24 protein-coding genes and 1 pseudogene are annotated in these 23,625 nt (G+C 49.7%); 18 read left to right on the forward strand and 7 right to left on the reverse strand.

Features of this window, described 5'->3' with window-relative positions:
• Nucleotides 1-83 precede the first annotated feature (83 nt).
• The 6 genes and pseudogenes from K3T83_RS58640 to K3T83_RS23400 all read left to right on the forward strand — a co-directional run bounded on the left by K3T83_RS58640 (nt 84) and on the right by K3T83_RS23400 (nt 3,660).
• The gene (locus tag K3T83_RS58640) at nt 84-674 is read left to right on the forward strand and encodes an elongation factor P (protein WP_220205335.1); all 591 of its coding nucleotides are present in this window, start codon (nt 84-86) and stop codon (nt 672-674) included.
• 363 nt (nt 675-1,037) lie between these two features.
• Entirely contained in the window at nt 1,038-1,328 is a 291-nt protein-coding gene (gene groES / locus K3T83_RS23380) for a co-chaperone GroES (protein WP_220205336.1), read from the forward strand.
• A 24-nt stretch (nt 1,329-1,352) separates the two neighbouring features.
• Nucleotides 1,353-2,196, forward strand: a pseudogene (locus K3T83_RS57980) (TCP-1/cpn60 chaperonin family protein); the annotation flags it as partial.
• Nucleotides 2,197-2,275: 79 nt separating this feature from the next.
• Entirely contained in the window at nt 2,276-2,794 is a 519-nt protein-coding gene (locus K3T83_RS23390) for a hypothetical protein (protein ID WP_220205337.1), read from the forward strand.
• A gap of 63 nt (nt 2,795-2,857) precedes the next feature.
• Nucleotides 2,858-3,172, forward strand: coding sequence for a DedA family protein (locus K3T83_RS23395; protein ID WP_220205338.1), 315 nt, complete (start codon nt 2,858-2,860; stop codon nt 3,170-3,172).
• 167 nt (nt 3,173-3,339) lie between these two features.
• Nucleotides 3,340-3,660, forward strand: a complete 321-nt coding sequence (locus K3T83_RS23400; RefSeq protein ID WP_220205339.1) for a hypothetical protein — start codon at nt 3,340-3,342, stop codon at nt 3,658-3,660.
• Between the two features lie 186 nt (nt 3,661-3,846).
• On the opposite strand, the gene K3T83_RS23405 is transcribed toward K3T83_RS23400, so the two are convergent.
• Nucleotides 3,847-4,518, reverse strand: coding sequence for a BON domain-containing protein (locus tag K3T83_RS23405; RefSeq protein WP_220205340.1), 672 nt, complete (start codon nt 4,516-4,518; stop codon nt 3,847-3,849).
• A gap of 501 nt (nt 4,519-5,019) precedes the next feature.
• Here K3T83_RS23405 and K3T83_RS57275 point away from each other — a divergent pair.
• The 3 genes from K3T83_RS57275 (at nt 5,020) to K3T83_RS23415 (ending at nt 6,517) form a co-directional block, all read left to right on the forward strand.
• Nucleotides 5,020-5,142 carry a hypothetical protein gene (locus K3T83_RS57275; protein WP_268963473.1) on the forward strand — a complete coding sequence of 41 codons (123 nt, stop codon included), beginning with the start codon at nt 5,020-5,022 and terminating at the stop codon, nt 5,140-5,142.
• The gene (locus K3T83_RS23410; RefSeq protein ID WP_220205341.1) at nt 5,139-5,744 is read left to right on the forward strand and encodes an Hsp20/alpha crystallin family protein; all 606 of its coding nucleotides are present in this window, start codon (nt 5,139-5,141) and stop codon (nt 5,742-5,744) included. Before K3T83_RS57275 ends, K3T83_RS23410 begins: the two co-directional genes overlap by 4 nt.
• Nucleotides 5,745-5,959: 215 nt before the next feature.
• Nucleotides 5,960-6,517, forward strand: a complete 558-nt coding sequence (locus K3T83_RS23415; RefSeq protein WP_220205342.1) for an HdeD family acid-resistance protein — start codon at nt 5,960-5,962, stop codon at nt 6,515-6,517.
• Nucleotides 6,518-6,934: 417 nt separating this feature from the next.
• Here K3T83_RS23415 and K3T83_RS23420 read toward each other — a convergent pair whose 3' ends face one another.
• The 3 genes from K3T83_RS23420 to K3T83_RS23430 form a co-directional block, all read right to left on the reverse strand.
• Nucleotides 6,935-8,029 carry a magnesium transporter CorA family protein gene (locus tag K3T83_RS23420; RefSeq protein WP_220205343.1) on the reverse strand — a complete coding sequence of 365 codons (1,095 nt, stop codon included), beginning with the start codon at nt 8,027-8,029 and terminating at the stop codon, nt 6,935-6,937.
• A gap of 13 nt (nt 8,030-8,042) precedes the next feature.
• On the reverse strand, nt 8,043-8,306 hold the full coding sequence (locus tag K3T83_RS23425) for a hypothetical protein (protein WP_220205344.1): 264 nt from the start codon (nt 8,304-8,306) through the stop codon (nt 8,043-8,045).
• A gap of 140 nt (nt 8,307-8,446) precedes the next feature.
• Nucleotides 8,447-9,118: a BON domain-containing protein gene (locus K3T83_RS23430; protein ID WP_220205345.1), complete on the reverse strand. Its 672-nt coding sequence runs from the start codon at nt 9,116-9,118 to the stop codon at nt 8,447-8,449.
• Nucleotides 9,119-9,806: 688 nt separating this feature from the next.
• On the opposite strand from K3T83_RS23430, the gene K3T83_RS23435 reads away from it, so the two are divergent.
• The 8 genes from K3T83_RS23435 (at nt 9,807) to K3T83_RS23470 (ending at nt 19,721) form a co-directional block, all read left to right on the forward strand.
• Nucleotides 9,807-10,394: a nucleotide exchange factor GrpE gene (locus K3T83_RS23435; RefSeq protein ID WP_220205346.1), complete on the forward strand. Its 588-nt coding sequence runs from the start codon at nt 9,807-9,809 to the stop codon at nt 10,392-10,394.
• 35 nt (nt 10,395-10,429) lie between these two features.
• Entirely contained in the window at nt 10,430-12,316 is a 1,887-nt protein-coding gene (dnaK, locus tag K3T83_RS23440; protein ID WP_220205347.1) for a molecular chaperone DnaK, read from the forward strand.
• A 65-nt stretch (nt 12,317-12,381) separates the two neighbouring features.
• Nucleotides 12,382-13,395 carry a DnaJ C-terminal domain-containing protein gene (locus tag K3T83_RS23445; protein WP_220205348.1) on the forward strand — a complete coding sequence of 338 codons (1,014 nt, stop codon included), beginning with the start codon at nt 12,382-12,384 and terminating at the stop codon, nt 13,393-13,395.
• Nucleotides 13,388-13,729, forward strand: a complete 342-nt coding sequence (locus K3T83_RS23450) for a chaperone modulator CbpM (RefSeq protein ID WP_220205349.1) — start codon at nt 13,388-13,390, stop codon at nt 13,727-13,729. The genes K3T83_RS23445 and K3T83_RS23450 overlap by 8 nt, the downstream gene beginning before the upstream one ends.
• A gap of 77 nt (nt 13,730-13,806) precedes the next feature.
• Nucleotides 13,807-16,428: an ATP-dependent chaperone ClpB gene (gene clpB, locus K3T83_RS23455; protein WP_220205350.1), complete on the forward strand. Its 2,622-nt coding sequence runs from the start codon at nt 13,807-13,809 to the stop codon at nt 16,426-16,428.
• Between the two features lie 396 nt (nt 16,429-16,824).
• Nucleotides 16,825-17,787 carry a universal stress protein gene (locus K3T83_RS23460; RefSeq protein WP_220205351.1) on the forward strand — a complete coding sequence of 321 codons (963 nt, stop codon included), beginning with the start codon at nt 16,825-16,827 and terminating at the stop codon, nt 17,785-17,787.
• 129 nt (nt 17,788-17,916) lie between these two features.
• Nucleotides 17,917-18,687 carry an HAD-IIA family hydrolase gene (locus K3T83_RS23465; RefSeq protein WP_220208289.1) on the forward strand — a complete coding sequence of 257 codons (771 nt, stop codon included), beginning with the start codon at nt 17,917-17,919 and terminating at the stop codon, nt 18,685-18,687.
• Nucleotides 18,688-19,571: 884 nt separating this feature from the next.
• The gene (locus K3T83_RS23470) at nt 19,572-19,721 is read left to right on the forward strand and encodes a hypothetical protein (RefSeq protein WP_220205352.1); all 150 of its coding nucleotides are present in this window, start codon (nt 19,572-19,574) and stop codon (nt 19,719-19,721) included.
• A 181-nt stretch (nt 19,722-19,902) separates the two neighbouring features.
• Here K3T83_RS23470 and K3T83_RS23475 read toward each other — a convergent pair whose 3' ends face one another.
• Both K3T83_RS23475 and K3T83_RS23480 read right to left on the reverse strand, forming a co-directional pair.
• Nucleotides 19,903-20,142, reverse strand: coding sequence for a hypothetical protein (locus K3T83_RS23475; protein ID WP_220205353.1), 240 nt, complete (start codon nt 20,140-20,142; stop codon nt 19,903-19,905).
• A 148-nt stretch (nt 20,143-20,290) separates the two neighbouring features.
• Complete coding sequence (locus K3T83_RS23480; RefSeq protein WP_220205354.1) at nt 20,291-20,593, reverse strand: tetratricopeptide repeat protein; 303 nt, start codon at nt 20,591-20,593, stop codon at nt 20,291-20,293.
• A 307-nt stretch (nt 20,594-20,900) separates the two neighbouring features.
• Here K3T83_RS23480 and K3T83_RS23485 point away from each other — a divergent pair, with 307 nt between their 5' ends.
• Nucleotides 20,901-22,793: a hypothetical protein gene (locus tag K3T83_RS23485; protein WP_220205355.1), complete on the forward strand. Its 1,893-nt coding sequence runs from the start codon at nt 20,901-20,903 to the stop codon at nt 22,791-22,793.
• Between the two features lie 143 nt (nt 22,794-22,936).
• On the opposite strand, the gene K3T83_RS23490 is transcribed toward K3T83_RS23485, so the two are convergent.
• Nucleotides 22,937-23,440, reverse strand: a complete 504-nt coding sequence (locus tag K3T83_RS23490; protein ID WP_220205356.1) for a caspase family protein — start codon at nt 23,438-23,440, stop codon at nt 22,937-22,939.
• Nucleotides 23,441-23,625: the final 185 nt, after the last annotated feature.

Below are 23,625 nucleotides of genomic sequence, written 5' to 3' on the forward strand. Positions count from 1 at the left end.
GAGACTTAGGAACAGGCCTATTGACCTTCACATCATTACGATACGCCGTTTAGCCTGGAACTTCGTACTAAAAGGAGCGCTTCATGATTTCGTCGAGCGAAATGGAAAAAGGCCTTACGCTTGAGATCGAGGGGGAGCCTTATACAGTTCTTGATTGGCAGCACGTCACCGAGGGACGTGGCAGCGCCAATATCCGGTTGAAGCTGCGTCACCTGCGTACACACGCTATCATTGAACGGACACTGGATGCAGGCCCCAAGTTCAAATTGCTTCCAATTGAGCGCCGTCCGGTCACTTTCATGTACTGGGATGGTGAGCTTTACCACTTCGTGGATACCAACAACTTGGACCCTGACACCTCAGATGAAATTCTGCTCTCGGCTTCGATGCTTGGCAATGCGAGCAAATTCATCGTCGATAAATTACAATTCGACCTCTTCCAACTCAATGACCAGCTGGTTGGAGTAGATTTACCCGAATCAGTCGTAATGCGCGTAAAGGATGTTGAAATGTCGGGCCACTACTGGCATGCAACAATGGAAGGACCAGCACGCCTTGACGGTCCGGTCGTGCTGGTTCCCCCATCATCTCCCCTGGCGACCGCATTCGTATCAATACTGAAAACGGAGAATATATGGAACGGGTTTGAAAAGTCTCTGCTTCCAGCCTCATGAGAAGGGTAGGATTACTCTTCGAGTCGCCTGACCCTTCTCACACAAATCTCGATTCCTCTTGTGTGTAGCCCACTCCCTGCGATTAACAAGAACTGCGTTCACATCGTTCGTCTGACATACTTTCTACAGAAAATATATTTTTATTTCATGAAATAATACATCAATACACATAAATACTTGACAGCAAAGTAGCAGCAACATATACTTATGGAAAATAAGTGAATCAGGTGGTAAAAATCTGGAGATAGCTCATGGAAATGAAATCTTATATTCCTTACACTTGCTCACCACCTGGCACCTCCTTGTGACGATGCTCCTTATTGGATGCAGATTGTCCCTGTTTGTTGAAGAAGAGTGGATACTATGGCAAAGATCAGACCTTTAGGCGACCGTGTGGTCGTCAGACCAGATTCCAAGGAAGAAACGACCAGAAGCGGTATCATTATTCCAGATACGGCCAAAGAGAAGCCCCAGCAAGGAGCAGTGATTGCTGTAGGGAATGGTCGCTTACTGGACAATGGTGGTCGCTCAGTAATGGAACTACATGAAGGTGATCGTGTGCTGTTCGCCAAATATGGCGGTACAGAAATCATCCTAGATGACGAGATATATCTGGTACTCAGAGAAAATGATGTACTGGCAATCCTTGATTAAAGGATGCTCTTTCATTTCTCCTGGGCTGCAGGAGCCAATCCCATGCTCGTCCGGCGAGGTATCGAGCATGGAGCAGAGGCGGTCGTCAATTTCGTTCGCTCGCAGGCCATTCCCGTTGAGAGTCAGAAGGAGATCGCACAGATTGCCTCCATCTCTGCCGCTGATGAGCAAATTGGTCAATTGATCGCCGAAGTGATGCAGAAGCTTGGGAAAGATGGTGTCATTACCGTGGAAGAGTCGCGTGGAACTGATTTCGGGACGGACTATGTCGAAGGAATGCAGTTCGACAGAGGCTACATCTCGCCCTACTTCGTTACCAATTCGGAGAGAATGGAAGCTGCTATCGATAATCCCTATATCCTGATTACAGATAGAAAAATCAGCGCAGTTCCCAACCTCCTATACAGAAAAACGCATGTTGAAGATGCCCTCTCTGCTACACGTGCAGCGGTGGAAGAGGGTTTGGTTGCCGGAGGTGGTGTTACTCTATTAAATAAACGCAGCCCGAGTGTTAGACAATTTGGACCTGCAAGGTGACGAAAGAACAGGTGTAGACATTTTACGCCGAGCGCTTAATGAACCCACTCGTCACCTTGCCGTCAACGGTGGCAAAGACGGGTCGGTAGTTGTGGATGGTGTATGTCGAGCGCAGAAAGAACAGCGGAATGATCATTACGGCCACAACGTACTGGCCGATGCGTATGTGGATCTGGTCAAGGCAGGTATCTTCGATCCTGCCAAGGTGACCCGTTCAGCCTTACAGAATGTCGCCAGCATTGCTGCAATGATCCTGACAACTGAAGCATTGGTTACAGGTATTCCAAAGAAGGAGAAACCTGCAGCTCCAGCAGATATGCCAGAGTACTAAAAAGAGGCACTCTCGCAAATGACACTAGTATCTAGATGGGCACATAGCTCAGCAAGTGCTGAAAGGAGACGATGCGCTAATGGTATCACAGATGTGGCTAGAAGCTGCCACTTATCTAAATGAGGCAGATGCGCAAGCGACTGTCTCAGAGCTGAAGCAGGCGGGCTTTACAGACCCGGATATCTCTGTCATCTACACGGATGCAGAGCATGCAGTTCAAGCCGGGATGATCAATGGGGCAGTTTGGGGAGGCGTTTTTGGGGCTTTATGGGGATTGCTCTTTCCTCCAGTTGGTCTGCTGGTTGCTACAGGACCCATTCTCGGGGTCTTTCTTTCGGGCGTGGGACTTGCTGCCGCCGGCGCTGTCACTGTAGCCGCGCTGGATGGACTTATCTCCGCTCTTGTTCATCTAGGAATGCCTCGTGAGATCGCGACGAATCTAGGTGAAATGGTGCAGAAAGGGGATACACTGGTAATTGTTCATGCAAAGAGTCCAGAGCAGGCGGAGCGAGCACGCGCCATTCTGGCGGCTCATCATCCACGTACTGCACAGGCTCAGGCACCGCAGGGTGTTGTCTCTGTATCTTCCACAATGTAGTACGTCGAGGGTTGAGAGAATAGACAGGGTGGCGTTTCAGTCCGGTGGACCCAAAGCGCCATCTTGTCTGTCTTTCTTGCTGTGTTGCGAGCCTGGGCCGCTTTCCTGGCTGGAACCAACCGCATGCCATGGGGACCATTTCTATTCTTCAACGGGCTGGGAGGCATCATCTGGGCCATGCTCTGCGGACTAGGAGGCTACTTTCTGGGAGACAACATCCATCGGGTGGCAGGACCAATTGGATATATTACTATCGTGCTTGGCTTGCTTGGTACCGTTGCATCTCTGATTTTTGTTCGCCATCATGAGCAGCGCCTGGAGGAGGAGGCCGAGCGTGCCATTCCAGGATCGCTTGATACCTCTCGGTCCGTAAGCTAACCGCAGGCATCCCTTCATCATGATAGGCATGAGAGAAGATCAACCAAAAGAATGAAAGCCATCTCAAAACATCATTCCTCCTTTAGGGTCATGACATTGTTCCTCCCCCATCCTATACTAGACACCAGAGCCAGTACATTAGCAGGATTCAGAAAGGACGGCGACAAATGCTGAACGCAGGGTACATCAATGAACACGATAGAGAAGATGAGCGATTCGCAGGGGGACAGATGACGGTTCTCCAGCAGTTGCGCTGCTTACAAAACGACATCGAAGGACAAGGCTCTCGAGTAGCAAAGGCTCTCGATCCAATCACCAAGGCGCTTCATAGTAGTGGGAACCCCTCACTTGAGATGATGGAACACATCAAAGCTCAAATCTTGCTGGCTCATCTGCAACTCGACGAGTTAGAGCAGTTGCTCAATTCTATTGACGAGCGATCCCCAGAAATCGGTAACACGACAAAAACGGAAGAAAGAGTTATATAATCACGGCGGTTAGAGCGGTTTTGTGAACTTCTTAGCAACTAGATGAGCGATATTCCCGTTCTGAGTCAGTTCATAGTGTGGCATCAGAAGCGCCTCAAAGACAGAGGTGAGCTTTGCGATCCGGCGAGTCCCTTCCTACAATGGAGGAGAACTCGCCGGATCAGTTCGTCGCCAGTAAAGTAAAGGTCACGGGATAGAGATGGTAATCCGATTATCAACCTCGGTGACACCTGGTGCAGCCCAGGCAGCTTCCTCTGCCGCCTTTTTCTCAGCATTGGAGCGAACAGTTCCACGAAGGATGACCTTGCTGCCATCAACTTCGATCGTGATATTCTTCGCATCTAACTCCGCATTGCGGACAAGCTCTTTCTCTATGTTCTCCTTCAGGTCGGTTGGTCGCACGCCGGGCTTGATGGCGATGAGATTTGTTACGCCTCTGACACCTGATAAATGGAGCACTGCATGTTCTGCCTCTCTCTTCTGGAAACCGTACTCGACCTCGCCTTTGAGGGTGACCCAACCCTGACTGACGGTGACATCGAGTTTACCTGCGGGAATACCAGCATTCCATCTGAGAGCATTGAGGACAGCAGCAGCAAGATCGGCGTCAGTGCGTTCAGCAAAGCTGGGTAGACGCACCTCGATGTCATTCACGACTGCCCTGACCCCATGGACGCGGTGAGCTGCCTCCTCAGCTGCTAGCTTTTTCAAGTACGAATCGATCCAACCTGTCAAGGTAACGATCCCATCCTTTACAGAGACGCCAACCTCATTAGGTCGAATGCGCGTATCCCACTTCAATTCATCGAGGACATCTCTCTGGATTTCTTCATCAGTACGATAACCCACTGTCGTCATAATGCTTGTCTCCTTCCCTTTCTAGTTGTTTTCACTCGTGTTCTTTAGAAGAAGCAACAGAAGAAGCAACGTATTTTTGAGAGACACAAACGCTCCCATCAATTCACATTAGGGAGTCGCATATAATTCGCTCGTTCAAAGTATATAGTCCGTTTTCTCTTTTGGTCAAGTATTTATGTTAACGCAACCATTATTAATGTGAATAAAAATATATTTTCTATGGATAATCAGTCAGACAAAACATGCAGATGATGAAATATACAATTTATTTAATGAATTACAAATACTTATCTATATTTATGGTAAATAATGGTAGCCCAATCCCTTTATCTTCTCTGAAGGGGTATATAGTGATAAATGAGCAAAAAGTGTATTTTCGATAAATATGTATAAATGCTCCAACAAAATCCTTCGTAAGCAGAGTTCCCTTATTTATACACTCATTATTTTCTATGGAAAATATATTTTTATTCATATTATTAATAGAAGAGATGAACACAAATGCTTGACAAAGAAGAAGGACACACCATATACTTCAGACAGGGAGGAAAACAGGGTGAAGAGGAAAGAAAAGAAACAATAGATGAGATAGTCGAGCAGAGAAAAGGAGGCACAGGTCTATGATAACGCGTTACGACCCTTTTCGCGAAGCATTCAGTCTTCGTCGTGCAATGGATCAGCTATTTGACCAGAGCTTTGTGCGCTCAGGGGCACAGCCTGATCTATCTTCTTTGACTGTACCGATGGATGTCTGTGAAACAGAGCATGGCTATGAAGTGGATGTAGCGGTTCCAGGAGCGCGACCAGAAGACATTGAGCTAACAGTTGACCAGAACACCTTGACGATTCGAGGCCATTATGGTTATCAAAATGAGCATCAGAATCAGCCTCAGAGTGGGCAGGAGCAACAACAGCAAGCCCAGCAGCAAGGTCAAGCTCAGGACACGGGGCAACAGATGCAGCAAGCTCAGCAGAGCAGAATGGAACGTCATCGGCGCGGGCACAATTGGTTAATGCGAGAAATCGTGTCCGGCTCGTTTGAACGATCAATCACCTTTCCCAAGCCAATTGATGCCGATAAGATTCAAACAAGCTTCCAGAACGGTCTCCTCACTATTCAGGTTCCAGTGAGCGAAGCAAGCCGCCCGAAGCGGATCAGTATCTCAGGGGGGCAAGGTCAACAACAGCAGGTTGCAGCGAGTGCTGGACAATCACAAACCCGGTAATCTTGTAGCGCTTTGTTAAGCATGAGTACGACCATCACATTGTCATCTGGTATGTGACGGTCGTAGACCTCAAGAAAACATGCAGGGGATAGGAGCCGTGAAGCGCATGAAGAAACTGTGTGTGAAACGTTCCTTTCCCTGCTTATTACTATGTTTCCTCATACTTGTTGTCGCTTCTTTCTCATGATGGAACATTTCAAAGAGGAGGGAATTCCATGCAATCCATAATGAATACACAGGTTCCTCGTCACTACTGGTGGATGCTCGTGATACGCGGAATTCTCGCAGTGCTTTTTGGTCTAGCCGCTCTTCTGTGGCCGGGACTAACGCTTATCGCACTGGTGTTTCTCTTTGGCGCGTATGTGCTAGTAGATGGTGTGACGGCTATCGTTGCTTCCCTGCAAGAACGCACGACGAATCGGCAGTGGTGGGTACTATTGTTAGAAGGAATCATAGATATTATAGCGGGAGTGCTAGCCTTCGTCTGGCCTGCTATTACGGCGCTGGCTCTGCTCTATATTATTGCTTCGTGGGCAATTATCACCGGAATTTTCGAGATCGTAGGGGCATTCTCAGAGAGATTCACAGGGACACCAAAGTGGTTAATGGGCATTTCTGGTGTCATTTCTCTTCTGCTTGGTGTACTCCTGGCGATTCTCCCTGGCGTAGGGCTCCTATCGCTCGTCTGGTTGATCGGGATCTATGCTATTGTATTCGGCATACTCTTCATTATCTACGCCCTCCAGCGCAGGCCCCTTGCCGAAGCAGCCTGAGAGCAGAGAGAAAGCGAATACCCGTCTCTTACGACGAAAGCATGTACTGAAAAGAGCAGAGAGAGGACTATTTCTTAATGGAGGAAACGACGAAAGAGTCTGATCAACAGGAATGCAGTTGTGCATAGCGGTAAAGGACCCGTTCACTAGGAAACTGTGCCCGTTGTCCAAACAGGGCCAGCACGACAAGTTCACTACACGACAGAACAGTTTGTAGTGCGGGATACCGCCTTCTCACAAGCTGTTGCAACTGGCAACAATCATCTACTATGACATACAGCACGGTGAGAAAGGCGATGGGATCTACCTTCGTGAGTTCCTTCCCTTTGGGAGTGTTTTGTGTCGAACTCGGCTTCCGATGTTGGACACTGCTTTTTCAAGTTCTTTCTCACCCACGCCAAACGTTGAAAAAAGACATCACTGCCATAGCCAACCTTTGCGATGAAAAATCCAGAGGATCGTGGTGCTGGTGATAATGGTACACACGATCATGAGAATAAATCCCCAAAAATGGACCAGCAGTGGAAAATCTTGGATGCTGTTTGTTCCAAAGATGCCAATGATAATCGAGGCGGGTAGTAGCACGGTCGAAACAATGGTTAACGTTTTCATCACGCTATTTGTAAAATGCGATACGTGCGAAACATAAATATCAAAAATGACATTGATTGACTCTTTTGCCCCAAGAAACATATCTTCCAGGCGAATATGACGTGCGTCCAAATCGCGGTAATAAACTTCAACCTCTCGACCGGAGATATGAGTGAAGTCAGGGCGCAAGAAAGTCGTAAAGATGGGGCGATGCTGGCTGGCGAGTTGGCTCAGGGCGAAAGCATAGCGTTTAAAATGAAGCAACTCACTCAAAAATGCATTGGAAGTATCAGTCAGGGCGCGCTCTTCCATGCTCTCAATCTGATCCTGTAATTGCTCCTTGAGTATCTCATAATATTCAAGCAGCTCATCAAGGAGTATAAAGAGCATTAACGGGGAGTCGTATCGAATAAGGTGCGCGTTCTGGGTGGCGCGTTGCAAGACCCGTTCCGCAAAAGAAAGCGCTTTTTTGTGCGTACTTACAAGAAAATTCCGCCCCACGAAGAACGATAATTTTTGCACTCCGATGTGGTAGGAGGGAGCCTCAAGGCGAGGCAAGGTGGTAGCCACAAAAAAATGGGTGGGAAACATGTCCACTTTGGGTCTTCTCCAGGAGGCCAGAGCCATCTGCACAGCGCTTTGATGCAGATAGAGCAGACGTGCCACCTGCTCTATGCTTTGCATTCCTGTGCTGGTTACATCGACCCAGACAAAATTTTCGTCATCAGTCACAAGTTCGGGCAGTTCGGCAGGCTGAGCCTGCCGTGGATCTTTTTGTGGCTGGAACAAGAAACAGGCAATACCAGCCATGAGCTGAGAGGTGGCATCGTCATGAGCTGCCGTCTCTATTTCAAGGACATCTTCTTCAACCGGAAGAGTTTCTTTGTCCTCAACAGCAGGTCGATTCCCGTCATTTTCCATACTCTTCCCTTATTTATATTTCCTCTCCTTGAAGACGATACTCCTGACCCTCTGACCTACAGATAGCAAGGTCGTTCATTGCATTATTCCATTCGTTTTGCAATGCACGTTGCCTCTTGAGGAGGCGATCAGCCTCTTTCTGCAATGTAAAATAGCGTGGAAGAGGTTTAAGCAACGCTTGAGCCTCACACGCTTCTATTTCATTATCCAGTTCCCACATTTGCTCTGTAAGACTTTGAATCTTTTGTATGATAGGGCCGCAATCTAATTGTAGCATGCTTTCTTTCTTATTCCGCTATTCTCGCTTACTATCTGCAAGGTTTCGTATGTTCAGGTGAGGGTATGTGCCTAGTAAGTTCTCCTCCAGCAATGGAGGAGAACCTCGCCGAAGCAGTTCGCCGCTCGATGAAGTATGGATTATCCAAGCACGATGCGAATCTGGTTATCAACCTCGGTGACACCTGGTGCAGCCCAGGCAGCTTCCTCTACCGCCTTTTTCTCAGCATAAGAGCGAACAGCTCCACGCAGGATAACCTTGCTCCCATCAACTTCGACCGTGATATTTTTAGCATCCGTCTCGGCATTGCGCACAAGTTCTTTCTCGATACTCCGCTTCAGATCAATTGGTAGCAATGTGGGCTTGACAGTAATCAGATTACTGATCCCCCTTATGCCTGATAGATGACGTATAGCTCGCTCTGCATCTCTCTTCTGGAAGCCGTAATCGACTTCGCCTTTCAGAGTAACCCATCCCTGGCTCACGGTGACATCTATCTTGCCAGCGGGAATGCCTGCATCCCACCTGAGAGCATTGACTACAGCTGCTGCCAAGTCAGCATCGGTACGTTCAGCATAGCCGGGAATGCTTACCTCGATGTCATTGACAACTGCTTTGACACCATAAACGCGGTGAGCAGCTGCTTCAGCAGCCAACTTCTTTGAATACGAATCAATCCAACCTGTCAACGTGACGATTCCATCCTTTACAGAGACACCAACTTCGTTCGGTCGGACGCGCGTATCCCATGCTAATTCGTCTAGAACATCTCTCTGGATGTCTTCATCTGTACGAGAACTCACTGTCGTCATAGTGCCTATCTCCTTTCTCTCATTGGCATAATCTATTTCCGAGAGGCTGGGCCATGCCTCCTGATGTACTTGTGGTCGTAGCTTTTAACATCGAAGTATATACTGCTTTGCTTCATATTGTCAAGTATTTATAGCAAGTGAACATCTTGTATCTGTGAAATAAAATATAATTTACTATCGAAAAATCTCTACAAAATCGAGGAAAGAAAGTTTTCACAGCATGAGAACGCTGACACCTTACATAATGGATACGATCAGGGATGTGTTGTGATTTGCAACTTTTTCTCCAATTCAAAATAACAGCATTGTACAGATGTTTTGCTCTTACAACGCAGCGCCCCTTTGCACCCTTTTACATGATTTATTTCTGAACAAAATAACTTTTTAGTTCACATTTATGTAGTTGAGATTAAATAAATACTTGACAAAGAAAGAAGGCGCGCCGTATACTTGGGCAGGGAGAAAAACAACAGAACAGATATTTGTTCACTGATAACATGTACAACCGTCATGCTACTTGCCTCAGGTAGCATGACGGTTATTGCTTGAAAAGTGAGGACAATAGCTGATGGGCAGAAAGGAATCTTCGCACTGAGAAAGCGGTCGTGTATTTCGATAGGATGGCAAAACGTTGGTCGCACATCACTGTCGCTCGTATGACCTGCTCTCTCTATGGAAGGAATGTGCTATGCAGCAAAATCGGCAAGAAAAGCGGGAAGCAGAGCAGCCTGAACAAGGGGATACATCACATATCACTTCCGTCTCACCTCAGCAAGAAGAGCAATCGCTCATACCAGAGCAACAACAGGTGGAAGAGTGCATGGATATGCTGCGGCGAACACAGGCTGATTTCGTGAATTATCGGCGTCGCGTGAACCAGGAACAAGCAGAAGGACGCATTGCCGCCCAGAGTGCGCTTCTCTCTCATCTGCTCCCGGTTCTCGATGATCTGAGGCGAGCATTGGAGGCTGCACCGGCAGAATTGAATGCGCACCCCTGGGTACAGGGACTCTTTCTAGTTGCACGAAGGCTTACGACCCAACTTGAGCAAGTGGGCGTGCGAGAGATCGGTACTCCTGGGGAGCGCTTCGATCCCCATGTGCATGAGGCGATCACAACACAGACGCAACCCGATGTCCCTGAAGGAACGGTTCTGCACGTTATTCAACCTGGATATGCCCTGGGAGAACGTATCATTCGTCCTGCTCAGGTCAGTGTCGCAAGGGCACCCTCTTCAGTGGAGGAGACATCTGGACGGCAAGAAAGTTCTCAATAAGAGCGATGTTCTGATCCGAAAGGAAGCAAAGTGTTATGGCAAAAGTTATTGGCATTGATCTAGGAACCACTAATTCAGTCATGGCTGTCATGGAGGCGGGCGAGCCGACTGTCGTGGAGAACAGCGAGGGGTCACGGCTGACGCCCTCTGTCGTAGCGATAACGAAAGGTGGAGAGCGCTTAGTCGGCCAGGTTGCCAAACGGCAGGCGGTCACGAACCCCGAAAATACTGTGTTTTCCATTAAGCGACTAATGGGGCGCAAATATGATGATCCCGAAGTGCAACGCACGATCAAAAGTGTCCCCTATAAGATCACGCGTGCCTCCAATGGCGATCTCCGTGTCGTGCTGGGTGGACGCGAATATAGTCCGCCCGAAATCTCGGCTATGATCCTGCAAAAGATGCGCGTTGATGCGGAAGCCAAACTGGGTGAGAAGATTACTCAGGCGGTGATTACCGTTCCTGCCTACTTTAATGACGCGCAACGTCAGGCGACCAAAGATGCTGGTACCATTGCAGGACTTGAGGTCTTGCGCATTATCAACGAACCGACAGCAGCATCGCTGGCCTATGGACTGGACAAGAAGCGCGATCAGGTCATTGCCGTTTATGATCTAGGTGGTGGCACCTTCGATATCTCTATCTTACAACTGGGCGAAGGTCTCTTTGAGGTCAAGGCTACCAATGGCGACACGCATCTAGGCGGTGATGACTTCGACCAGCGCATCATTGATTGGTTAGCTGACGAGTTCCGCCGCGATCAGGGGATTGATCTGCGCAATGATCGCATGGCGCTCCAACGCCTCAAGGAAGCCGCCGAGCGCGCCAAAGTCGAACTCTCATCCTCGCTACAAACCGAGATCAACCTGCCCTTCATCACAGCAGATGCCAGTGGACCCAAGCATCTGCTAATGACCTTGACGCGGGCCAAGCTAGAGCAGTTGGTAGGCGACTTGATCGAGCGCACGCGAGGTCCGGTCATGCAGGCGTTAACAGATGCAGGAATCCAGGCGAACGAGGTCAACGAGGTCATACTGGTAGGTGGGCAGACCCGTATGCCAGCGGTGATGGAGTTGGTCCGCAAGATCTTCAATAAGGAACCACATAAGGGTGTCAATCCTGACGAAGTGGTGGCTGTCGGGGCCGCTATTCAGGCTGGCGTACTCAAAGGCGAGGTCAAGGATGTGCTCCTGCTTGATGTCACCCCACTCTCGCTTGGTGTGGAGACACTGGGCGGTGTCATGACCAAACTCATCGAGCGCAACACCACGATCCCGGCACGCAAGAGCGAGATCTTCAGCACGGCGGAAGATAACCAGACAGCGGTGGAAATTCATGTTCTGCAAGGCGAACGTGAGCTGGCACGCGACAACAAGAGCCTGGGTCGCTTTCGCCTCGAAGGGATTCCCCCTGCTCCGCGTGGGACGCCACAGATCGAGGTCACTTTCGATATCGATGCTAATGGCATCCTCAATGTAACAGCCCGCGATAAGGCGACAGGTCGTGAGCAGAAGATCACGATTACTGCCTCCAGCGGTCTTTCCAAAGAGGAAGTCGAACGAATGGTGCGCGAAGCCGAATTGCATGCTCAGGAGGACCGGCAGCGCAAAGAAGAGATTGAGGCCCGGAATCGTGCCGATAGCCTTGCCTATCAAGCCGAACGAACGCTGCAAGATGTGGGAGCAAAGCTCGCAGCAGACGTGCGCAGCGAGATAGAGGAGAAGATCAAGAGCGTACGTGATGCGCTTTCTGGGAATGATCTCACACGTGTACGTAGTGCCGCCGACGGTCTGGAACGTGCCATGCAGCGGGTTGGTCAGGAGGTTTATAGTCAATCGGGAACCCCCACTAGCGAAGGGCCATCCGAGACGACCTCTAGTGAGGAACCTGGGACCGTTGAGGGAGAGTATCGTGAGGTCTAGGAACCCCCATCGTGCATCCTATAGGATTTCCATGATAGGAGTCTCTTTCCAGGGAGATTGGACGTATGGCGGTTGACTACAAGGACTATTACAAGATTCTGGGTGTGGACAAGAATGCCAGCCAGAAGGACATACAAAAAGCGTATCGCAAGCTTGCACGCAAGTATCACCCGGATGTCAATCCGGGTGATACGACAGCCGAAGAAAAATTCAAGGAGATCAATGAGGCTAACGAGGTGTTGTCCAACCCAGAAAAGCGCAAGCAATATGACGAGTTGAGCAGCTATTATCAACAGTATGGACAATGGCCTGGAGCAGCAGGTCCGACAGGGGAAGCTACAGGGAGGCGTACTCGTGCTAGCACGATGAGCGAAGAAGATCTGCAAGATCTCTTTGGAGAAGCGTCCCCCTTCTCTGACTTCTTCGAGACCTTCTTTGGCTCAAACGTCTCTGATAGGATGAGGGGGCGTACACGAACAACTGGACGCACCAGGCGCGAGACGCGGACTCCAGTAGGACAGGATGTTGAGGCTGATGTTGATGTCACCCTTGCCGAAGCCTATCGGGGAGCGACGCGTCTCTTAGAATTGACCGAGCCTGACGGCAAGACGCGCCGCCTGGAAGTGAAGATACCTGCAGGCGTGAGTGATGGCGCTCGCATACGTATTGCTGGTCAGGGACTTCAGGGAACAGGGGGACGGGGCAATCTCTATATTCGTGTCCATGTGATGCCGGATTCCCGCTTCACACGGGAAGGGACGACGCTGCGCACACGAGTAGATGTGCCGCTGGTAACCGCGATGCTTGGTGGCGAAGTACATGTGCCAACTCCTGATGGTCGCCGCCTCCTCTTGCGCATCCCGCCAGGAACTACCAACGGTCGGACGTTTCGGCTCCGAGGACAGGGAATGCCCATACCAGGAAAACCAGAGCGGCAAGGTGATCTGTATGCTGAAGCCAATGTGGTGCTGCCGACACATCTGAATGATGAGCAACGACGCCTCTTTGAAGCTTTTGCGCGCTCACTGGATCAATCTGCCTCAGCAGCAAGGGAAGAAGAAAGGAGCAGCTATGGATGAGCACGCTATCACGCATATCGTGCTTCGGCAATACAGCTCTTCCTCATCATATAACGAACAGGAGACGGCTGCGGCTAGTCATCTCAGTATCAGCACGCTTCGCCAACTACGTGCATTGGGCCTCATTGAGGGGGAAGAGAGTGATGGAGAAACGCGCTATAGCGAGGAGGCGGTGATGCAACTCCGGCGCATTCGCCGTTTGCATCATCATCTGGGTATCAATCTGGCGGGAGTTGAAGTGATTCTGCAATTGCTCAAGCGCCTGAATGCGCTCCATCAGGAGTTGGAGCAGGAGAGAAAACGCACATATGGGCGCAAGGAGACCTCTCTGTAGTATCTGGAACTACTATCAACGAGCAACCTGTACATGCTCATCTACAAAAGTTTTGAGGGCAGGAAAGAGAAAAGGTCATGAATATTGAACACTTTACGGAGAAAGCGCGTGAGGCGATCAGTGAGGCCGCTCAGCAAGCTAGGCAACGTAATCATAGTCAAATCGAGGTTGAGCATCTGCTTGCTGCCCTGCTTGCTCAGAAAGAGGGAGTGGTAGAGCAAGTGATTGCAAAGGCTGGCGGGGATCTGGGAGCGGCACAACGTATCATCAATGACGAACTTGAGCGCATGCCACAGGTCTATGGTGGCAATGAGCCGGGTATTTCTCCTCGCCTGCGCAAAGTGCTGGACGATGCCTGGCACGAGATGAGTACCTTCCATGATGAATATCTGAGCGTGGAGCATCTGCTGCTGGCAATGCTCAATGTCCGTGATGGAGCAGCAGCACGTGCTTTGAACGCGGCGGGTCTTACGCGTGAAAATGTATTGCAGGCTCTCACTGCTATTCGTGGAGTGCAGCGTGTGACTGACGCAAATCCAGAGGGCAAATACCAGGCGCTCGAAAAATATGGCCGCAATCTCACGGCTCTTGCTGAACAAGGTAAGCTTGATCCGGTCATCGGGCGCAACGAAGAGATTCGGCGCGTTATCCAGGTGCTCAGCCGTCGTACCAAGAATAACCCGGTCTTGATTGGCGAGCCAGGGGTCGGAAAAACTGCCATTGTTGAGGGGCTGGCACAACGCATTGTGCGGGGTGATGTGCCTAAAACGCTAGCTGGTAAGCAGGTCGTTACCCTTGATCTGAGTGCGCTGGTTGCTGGGGCCAAATATCGTGGTGAATTTGAAGAACGCCTGAAGGCTGTCCTCAAAGAGGTGACGAGTGCGGAAGGCAACATCATTCTCTTTATCGATGAATTACATACCCTGGTTGGTGCGGGTGCGGCTGAAGGAGCGATGGATGCCTCCAACATGCTCAAGCCTATGCTGGCACGTGGTGAGTTGCACTGCATTGGGGCTACTACACTTGATGAGTACCGCAAACACATTGAGAAAGATGCCGCCTTGGAGCGCCGTTTCCAACCCATTATGGTTGAACAGCCCTCAGTCGAAGATACAATTAGTATTCTTCGTGGCTTGAAGCCTCGCTATGAAGTCCATCATGGCGTGCGTATTCAGGATAGCGCCATTGTTGCTGCAGCCGTTCTGTCCGATCGCTACATCACAGATCGCTTCCTCCCAGACAAAGCTATCGATCTCATCGATGAAGCTGCCAGCCGCCTGCGCGTGGAGTTAGATAGTACTCCCAGTGAAGTTGACACGCTGGATCGCCGCATTCGGCAGTTGCAGATCGAACAAGAAGCCTTGCGCAAAGAAACGGACCCCGCTAGCCGCCAGCGTCTCATCAAGGTCGAGCAAGAACTGGCCAATCTCAATGAGCAACTGCATACCCTCAAATTCTCACTTGAGAGCGAACGTGAGCCAGTCGAGGCGATTCGACGCCTGAAGAAAGAGTTAGAAGAGGCTCAGGTGAGTCTGGAGAAGGCCGAACGTGAATATGACTTTGGCAAAGCCGCAGAACTCAGACATGGGACCATTCCACGATTGGAGCAACAACTGCACGAAATGGAAGAGAAACTCTCCAGTATTCAGGGGAAGGGCGGGCGTCTCCTTAAGGAGGAAGTCGATGCCGAAGATATTGCAGAGATTGTCTCGAAGTGGACACATATTCCGGTTTCCAAATTGATGGAGGGAGAAGTGCAGAAGCTCATCAAGATGGAGGATCGCCTGCGCGAGCGCGTGGTGGGGCAGGAGCAAGCACTAAAAGCGGTCTCTGATGCGATCCGTCGGGCACGGGCCGGACTGCAAGATCCGAACCGTCCCCTGGCAAGTTTCCTCTTCCTGGGACCAACCGGGGTGGGCAAAACCGAACTAGCTCGTGCCCTGGCAGAATTTCTCTTCGACGACGAGCGGGCCATTGTCCGTATCGATATGTCAGAGTATATGGAGAAGTACAGCGTCTCGCGTCTGATCGGAGCGCCTCCCGGTTACGTTGGCTACGAAGAAGGAGGACAGCTTACCGAGGCTGTCCGTCGCCGCCCGTACAGTGTTGTCCTTTTTGATGAAATCGAAAAAGCTGCTCCAGAAGTCTTCAACATCTTATTGCAGTTACTCGACGATGGCCGCCTGACAGACGGACAGGGGCGCACGGTTGATTTCAAGAACACCGTCATTATTATGACGAGTAATGTAGGAACGCAGTGGTTGCACACGTTGGATGGGATGACGGAGGACGAGGTGCAACGTCAAGTGCGCCAGCGTTTGCGCGAGGAGGGATTTCGACCAGAATTCATCAATCGTATTGACGAGATCATTGTCTTCCATCAGATCACACGTGAGCAGATGAAAGATATCGTAGACATTCAACTCAAGCGGCTCCAGCCACGACTACAGGAGCGGCATATGACGTTACAACTGACCGATGCTGCACGAGATCTGCTGGCAGAGATGGGCTATGACCCACAGTTTGGAGCGCGTCCACTCAAACGGGTTATTCAACAGGAAGTCGAGAACCGTATCGCTTTCGGCATTCTCAACGGCAGCATTCATGATGGCGATACCATCATGATAGACGTAAAAGACGGCAAGCTCAACATGGAGACCATAAGAGCGCAGACACCAGAAGAAGTGCATGGTGACTGATGATTGTTGGGGCAAATTTGATCTACCACCTGTTTTTATAAGGTCCAGGCCCTCTCAACAGTGGCCCAGCCCAAAAAGAGCAGATGGCTTGTATTGTTGAGACGAATCATGGCTTAGTGCGCCGCGTCAGCGGCAGAATGTAAGTGCAACGAATGTTGCGAAGGTTGTTGGTACACCTTCTACGTACCTCACTTATCCCTGCCGGAGGTAGTGTTGCAAAAAAATAAGCTCATCAAAATGATGTATACTCGAGAATCTTCTGTTGATAAAACACGAAAAAAGAGCTCTCTTTTTCTTCGATAACATCTATGTATGCAGTCATCATTTTGATGAGCTTATTTTTTTGCAACACTACCAGCCAGAAAGCGATGAGTGTGATACAAAAGGAAGATATATATGTTTCAACACATCCTTGTTCCATTAGATGGCTCTTCTCGCGCTGAACAAGCCCTCCCTCTGGCTACGCACATCGCGCGCCGCACAGGAGGAACCATCTCGCTGCTCCGGGTGATTCCTCCTGAAGTGGGAGATAGCACCTATGCGTATTCACGAGCAGGTGTCTTAGCTGATGAGGTGCGGACGACGCTGACCCAGGAAGCACATGACTATCTTGAGCATATTGCGCATTCGGAGAGGCTGGCAGGCATAGGTGTGCGGACCAGGGTTACCACCGATTCACCTGTGCAGGAGATCCTCAGTTATGCTCAGTCCGAGAAGATCGATCTGATCGTCCTGTGTCGGCACGGTTTTACGGGACTCAAGCGCTGGGTGATGGGGAGTGTGGCGCAGAAGGTGGTTCGCCATAGCCCTGTTCCTGTCCTGGCTCTCTCAGAGAAAGGTCTGGAAGCTCCGCTTGTACACCCTGAAAAGGCTCGTCCTATCCGGGCACTGGTGGCATTGGATGGTTCCCCGTTGGCCGAGGCGATCCTGCCGCCTGCCGCTCAGCTTGTCACGGCGGTGAGTCCTGCTGAGACGCCGGGCGAACTACATATGATACGGATACTCAAGCCGCCAAGCGAAACAGAGGAACGCAGATATCTGGCGTATGACATCAATATACGACAGTTTTATCGCAGCGAGGCAGAGCAATACCTGCGTATCGTCAAAGAAAAGCTTACGAAAGACTTGCCTGCCGATGTTCATGTGCAAGTGACCTCTTCGATGAAAGAAGAAGCAGATATTGCGACTGCGCTCATTGAGGTTGCGGAGAGTGGTTATGACGTGATGGCGCTTGCCACACACGGTCGGGGTGGCCTCAAACGCGCGATGATCGGCAGCATTGCAGAGCGGATTCTGGAAAGGACGACGATGCCATTGCTGATTATGAGACCTCCAGAGCCAGCGTCTCCTGTTTTCTGAGCCAACACAAAAGGCTCATCATTTCAGGAAATGTGCAGGCGGTTACTTAGAATGATCCTGAATAGTAGCCTGCTTGTCTCTATTGAGAAGCATTTTTGCGGCAATGAACTACTGAACGGAGAGATGTACATGGAGGGTATCAAGCATTACTTGATAGATATGGATGGTGTCATATTGCAGGGTACCAAACTCATTCCTGGGGCTGCAGAGTTTATACAACGTCTGCGGACAAAGGGCGCTTCGTTCTTGATTCTCACGAATAACTCGCGCTACATTCTACGTGACTTGCAGGTGAGGTTGCACGATCTAGGATTGGAGGTGCCACAAGAAGCGATCTTCACGTCCGCTCTGGCAACAGCACAGTTTCTGCATACACAGAGACCAGGTGGGAAGGCGTACGTTCTTGGGGAAGCTGGGCTCACAACAGCATTGCACGATATTGGCTATATCCTGACTGACCAGAAACCGGAGTATGTGGTATTAGGCGAGACGACCACCTACAGCTTTGAGCGCATTACCCGTGCCATTCGCTTTGTAATGGCAGGAGCGCGCTTCATCACGACCAATCCCGATGTGACGGGACCTGGCGAAGGAGGGATTGTCCCCGCAACCGGAGCTGTGGCCGCTTTGATCAGTGCAGCTACGGGTGCCAAACCCTACTTCATCGGCAAACCCAATCCCCTCATGATGCGTACGGCGCTACGCACCCTTGATGCCCACTCTGAGGATTCCGTGATCATCGGGGATCGCATGGATACCGATATCGTCTCAGGGATCGAGAGTGGTTTGCAGACCATTCTAGTGCTCACTGGCGTCACCACACGTGAGCAAGTCGAGCGTTTCCCCTATCGGCCCACCTGGATACACAAGTCCGTTGCAGATATTGAGGTAGAAGGATAGGAAGAAGGAAGGGGAAGCTATGTTACAACCGGGTTGCGAGCCCATAATACAAAGGATTCAAAGCCTCACACAGCAAATACTGGAGCTGGACTATGAACTTGAGGCTGAAGCGTTGCGACAGCCTCTACCGCGCTATTTCGTATTGTAGCGAGTGGTTGATCATCTCTTCAAGAGGCAACACGCATTCCAGAATGAATGGAATACCGCGATATATGAGGGTCTGACGCACTTTTGATGATCATGATGAATCTATTGATGAATGCAAAACACGCTGATGCAGCAGATCAAAATTCGCTCGTCTATACGCACGAAAGTTGAGAGTTGAGGAGCTTGAATCCTAAAACCGATTCCCATCGTGTTATCTGTGGAGAGGTACTCAATGGTCACTCTATTGAGAGCAAAGCCCGAAGAAACCTTTGCTTTCCCTAGAGATAACCTTTTAAATGTAAGTGGGGGATGTGCGTGAAATTCTTCATACGTCTTTGAATGACCAGAACAACATTTCGTGTGTATCTGGGCAAGCCACATCCACGGGCCTGGCCTCTCCATACAGGTTCTCCAGGACATCAGCGGTGAGATGGTCGTTTGGGAACAACGTCTCCCGCCCAGACTAACCCCTCGTTTAGCTGGTCAAAACCTTTCCCAACTGACCAATGACCTGCGGGAAGTCTTGGAAAACGAACCCTAAGAGGCAATGGGAGCCAGGTGTTCATCCATTTGGCTCCCTCTTTCGCTGGCGATGTGTGGTGAGCAGATGAACGAGATTGCATGTGTTTGAACGCATTCAAGCCGAGGGGGAGGTCAAATAAGGAGCCTTGCGATATGCGACAAAGGCGAATGATCACTCACCCTCTTCCCATCAGTCTGCGAACAGGTGAGGGAACATGACCCAGGAACATCATCGCTTGCTTCCTTCACACGTCTGGCATCAGCACTTCGACCAGGATCATCCGAAGCATCAGGCGCTCTTCACAAGCCAAACGGATAAGGCAGAAGAAGACGTCGAACGGACAGGTGGCAGTTTCCCTTGTTAGCTCTCAGACGGGACTGCTTGATCGAGAGAATATCCACTATGTCCCGAATGGATAGTGGCCTGCAACTGGATGGCTCGGTTCCTGGCAAGCCATTGAAAGCCTTGCAGGATCCTTCATCTGTATATGTCGCTTTGCTTCTGAGGTGGCTTCGCTCACCCTGCAAATCGCGAATCTCCACTACTCACGGAGATACAGTAATTGTTGCCGAAAGTAAAACGCCTGTTGGGTGAGGGGAAGAACCAAGTGGAGTCAAAAAACTGCTCGCCACGTAGGTGCCGAGGAAAGCATGCTTCAGCTCTTTTCTGCTGGCTGAGAGCACGCCTCCTGTTTCTGAGATGATGGCTCGCAACGCTTCAATGCGCTCCCTCACACTGGATTCTTCTGGCTTTCTCTCCGTAAGCGCCTGTCTTTGCCAGCGCAAAACCCGTTTCCTCAAATAGCGCTCGTGTCTGCTCGATCTCTCTGCCTCTGTTGAGGGCATCATGGGGGAACAGCAGCAGACACCACACCAATGCGGGTATCCATCACCTCGTCCAAAGCGTCATGGCGAAGGTTCATCCTTCTGGGGATCATCCTGCTCTTGTTAGGCAAGGAGGTGAAGCAGGGTTTCGATGTCTCCGTTGGTGTGCAGATCGGCTAGTAGGGTTATGTAATTCTCTAGGATCTGTTGGGTGTGAGGATGCTCCTCGCCTAAAGATGTAAGGCAAATCGTTGCTGCTTGCTGCAAGAGGATGATTGACACTCAACTGTGCTTCTCGAATGGCAAGCGCTCGTTGCGAGAGTGGTTCGGCTTCCTCATAACGGCCCTGTATCCGGTAGAACTCAGCTAGATTATTGAGGCTCTGGGCGGTATCGGGATGAATAACTCCCAACTGTGCTTCTCGGATGGCGAACGCTCGCTACACAAGTGGTTCGGCTTCCTCATAACGGCCTTGATGCTAATAAAGAGAAGCTGGGACTGCATGAGACCACCTGAGAGGATCACAAGAGAAGTGCCAGCCGAGCGTTATAGCAAGCGTGTAGATTCAAAATATAAACTGTTTTAACTATTGACTGGCCGATCTCTTCCGAAATTATTTTCCGCCTCAATTTGACGATAGGCTTTATCAAACGTTCTATCCATTGAAGTGTTTACATGAGACGGATATTCCGACTATTAACAATGGGAGTCGTGGTGTAATGAGGTTTTCTATCAGGCAATGGTTCTCTACTACGGCCAGCAGGATACAAACAGCTCTCAACCCGCCTGCTCAGGAGGGAGAGCTTGATCTTCAGGAGATTGTGATCTTTTACAATCTGGTTTTTGATATCGGTAAACTGGTCAATCCTATTCAGGCAGCCCGCAAGCTGCTGGCAAAAGATTTTGCCTATGCCGCTACAAATTATCCTGCCGATACGATTGAAATTGCACCTCGCTTCAAGTCTGTACGCAATGATTATGAGCAGGCTATTTACTATGCTGTTCTCTCATCCTATTGGGAGCAGCATAAATGGAAAGATATGCTCCTTTATGCGCTGGCTCATCCTAAACGCTCTTCACGCCTTCTATCAACCGTTAGAATCAAAATATCTAAAGAACAGTCATCAGCTGGCGAGAGAGCTAATCCTAAAAAAACTCTCAAAGATCTTAAAGAGGCGCTCCAGTCTGTTGATCACATCATGGCAAATCTTCAACGCTTTACGGCACTTCAGCTTTACTCTGACCAACAACTATTTTCTCCTCTCTACCTTCGGGAAGCAGCTTTTATGCGTGTTGGTCTTCAGCCTTTTTTGGCAACAATTGATGGCGAAGAGCTTAAAGTCAATGTGTCGTTGCTAATTCATCGTGCAGGTGTTGCTGTTCTGACCTTTGGAGTAAGTTTTAAGAAAACCAGAACCGTTGATACCCTGCTTCAATTAAAGGTTTTAGAAGATATTGGAGTGTCCCGCTTTGAAATCCCAAAGATTCTCGTTGATCTTCCGGCGACTGCTCATATCCTAAAGCAGTACGGCATAACCCCAACGGCTAAGCACTCTAAGGGAGGCATTGAGTGGTACACATATGAGCCGAGCCAGCCTGTTGAATTCTTATTCCTTTTTCATTTATATAAGGACGCCATTCTTGTAGCTATTAATGGAAGAAAAGCTTTAAGAAATGATGGTGATACTTTTACCTGGCTTCGCACATCTGACTGGCTGGCATATCCGATTATGTTTATCCGTGAGACCAGCCCAGAATATCCAACCGATGCGGCATTGAAGAAACACCGCGCCCCGGAACTCTCTGGCCTTGTTTTAGGGACAAATCACTGGCGAGAGATAAAGCCTGAAAAAATCCCGGAGGTTATTGTTAACGACCTTGCCCCTACAAGCGACTATAGCTTCTATCTTGGAGAGAGCCATACGACTGTTATCTATCATCACGATCACCTTACCAGACTGGAACAGCAGTTCGGGGAAAATATCCCTGATCACGAATGGTTATTTCAGCACTTTCAGGCAAGCGTAATTGTTGAGGCTGCGCTGATCCAGCAATGGATACTCCATATTCTTGATTGCGAGCTGAAGGCACTTCCTCATAATCTTACCAAGCTGAATCACCTCAAACAAAATCTCATCGTGGCATTGGATGAATATCACAACATCCTCTTCTCACATGGTACGGCTCAGGATATTCTCAAAAGCGGGCAGAAAACTATGCAGATTCACGAAAGATATGAAGGAGTTATGCAAAAGCTTGGCCGCGTAGAAAAGCTCATAGAGGTAAAAGAGAGCCAGCAACTCTTCCGCCGAAATCTTTTTTTCAATTTTGTCATCTTACTTTTAACGCTTATTGCGGGTCTTCCAGGTGCCCAACAAATTGTAACTATTGTTGATTCATGGAAAATTATTCATCTGAACACGCTTATTGCAACCCAGGTGTTATATTTATCAATCTTGATACTAGTAATCATTTCTATCTTGTGGCAACTACTGCCGACAAAGGGCAAAAAACTGATCGCTTCCTTCGACCACAGCAGCACGGCAATGAAAAAGCATTTTACTTGGCACAAACCGGTTCGGTTTACTTCTGTCCACAAAAAAAGCAGCTAACCGTCAGGATGCAATGCCCTGATCAGTCTTTGCTATATTCCAGAACGTCTATTGCGATCTGTTCGTGAGTGGCTGGCTGGTTACTGTTACGCCGCTGTGATTTTCATATCTTATTCTCCCCTCAGAGAAAGCTCATGCACAATTCAGAAAGCAGGGGCGCTATCTCGGAATTTGCCTGCGTAACAGCAGTCCAGGATAATGAGAATATGTTGTGCCTTCTCATGCTCAAACACGCAGCGACGGAGCCAACTCAAGGAAAGCTGCGCGTCTTTATCGTAGCGAATCCATGCAGGTTGAAAATCATGGCTGACCAGATACACCTCGTCGAGATCGGCATCGATAAGCATCGCCTCGGCATGCCCGCTAAAATAGAAGAGCGTCATATCTTCCTCACCAAGAGAGGAGATCAGAGCTAAGATCGTCTGCTTGATCGCCGAGGTCGTCGCCTGCTCTCCAAGCAACGGAGGAGCGAACAACTCAAAGCCACATGCTTCACTCTGCAAGACCTGAGCCATTGCCTCTGCATCCTCCATCGCATAGCGCAAAGGCGCTCGACCAAGGGCAGGTGGCCCATTGACCCCAACCACGACGGCCAGCCGTTTCCCTGTTTGTTCCCCTTGTGACGATCCTGCCACCTCATCGGTCATCGATCCCGCTCACTCCTTTGTTCCAACACAAGACATCCCTTTCTTCTTTTAGCGGTTGCTTGCATGAAGCACTCAACATCGAGGAAAACCCATTGTATGCTGTTGTTGCCTAGTATACTACACTGAGAGATGATTCGCATATACTAGCATACTCATAGTCATAAACGAAGGAAGTTCGTGCTTCC

It is taken from the genome of Reticulibacter mediterranei (assembly GCF_016587455.1).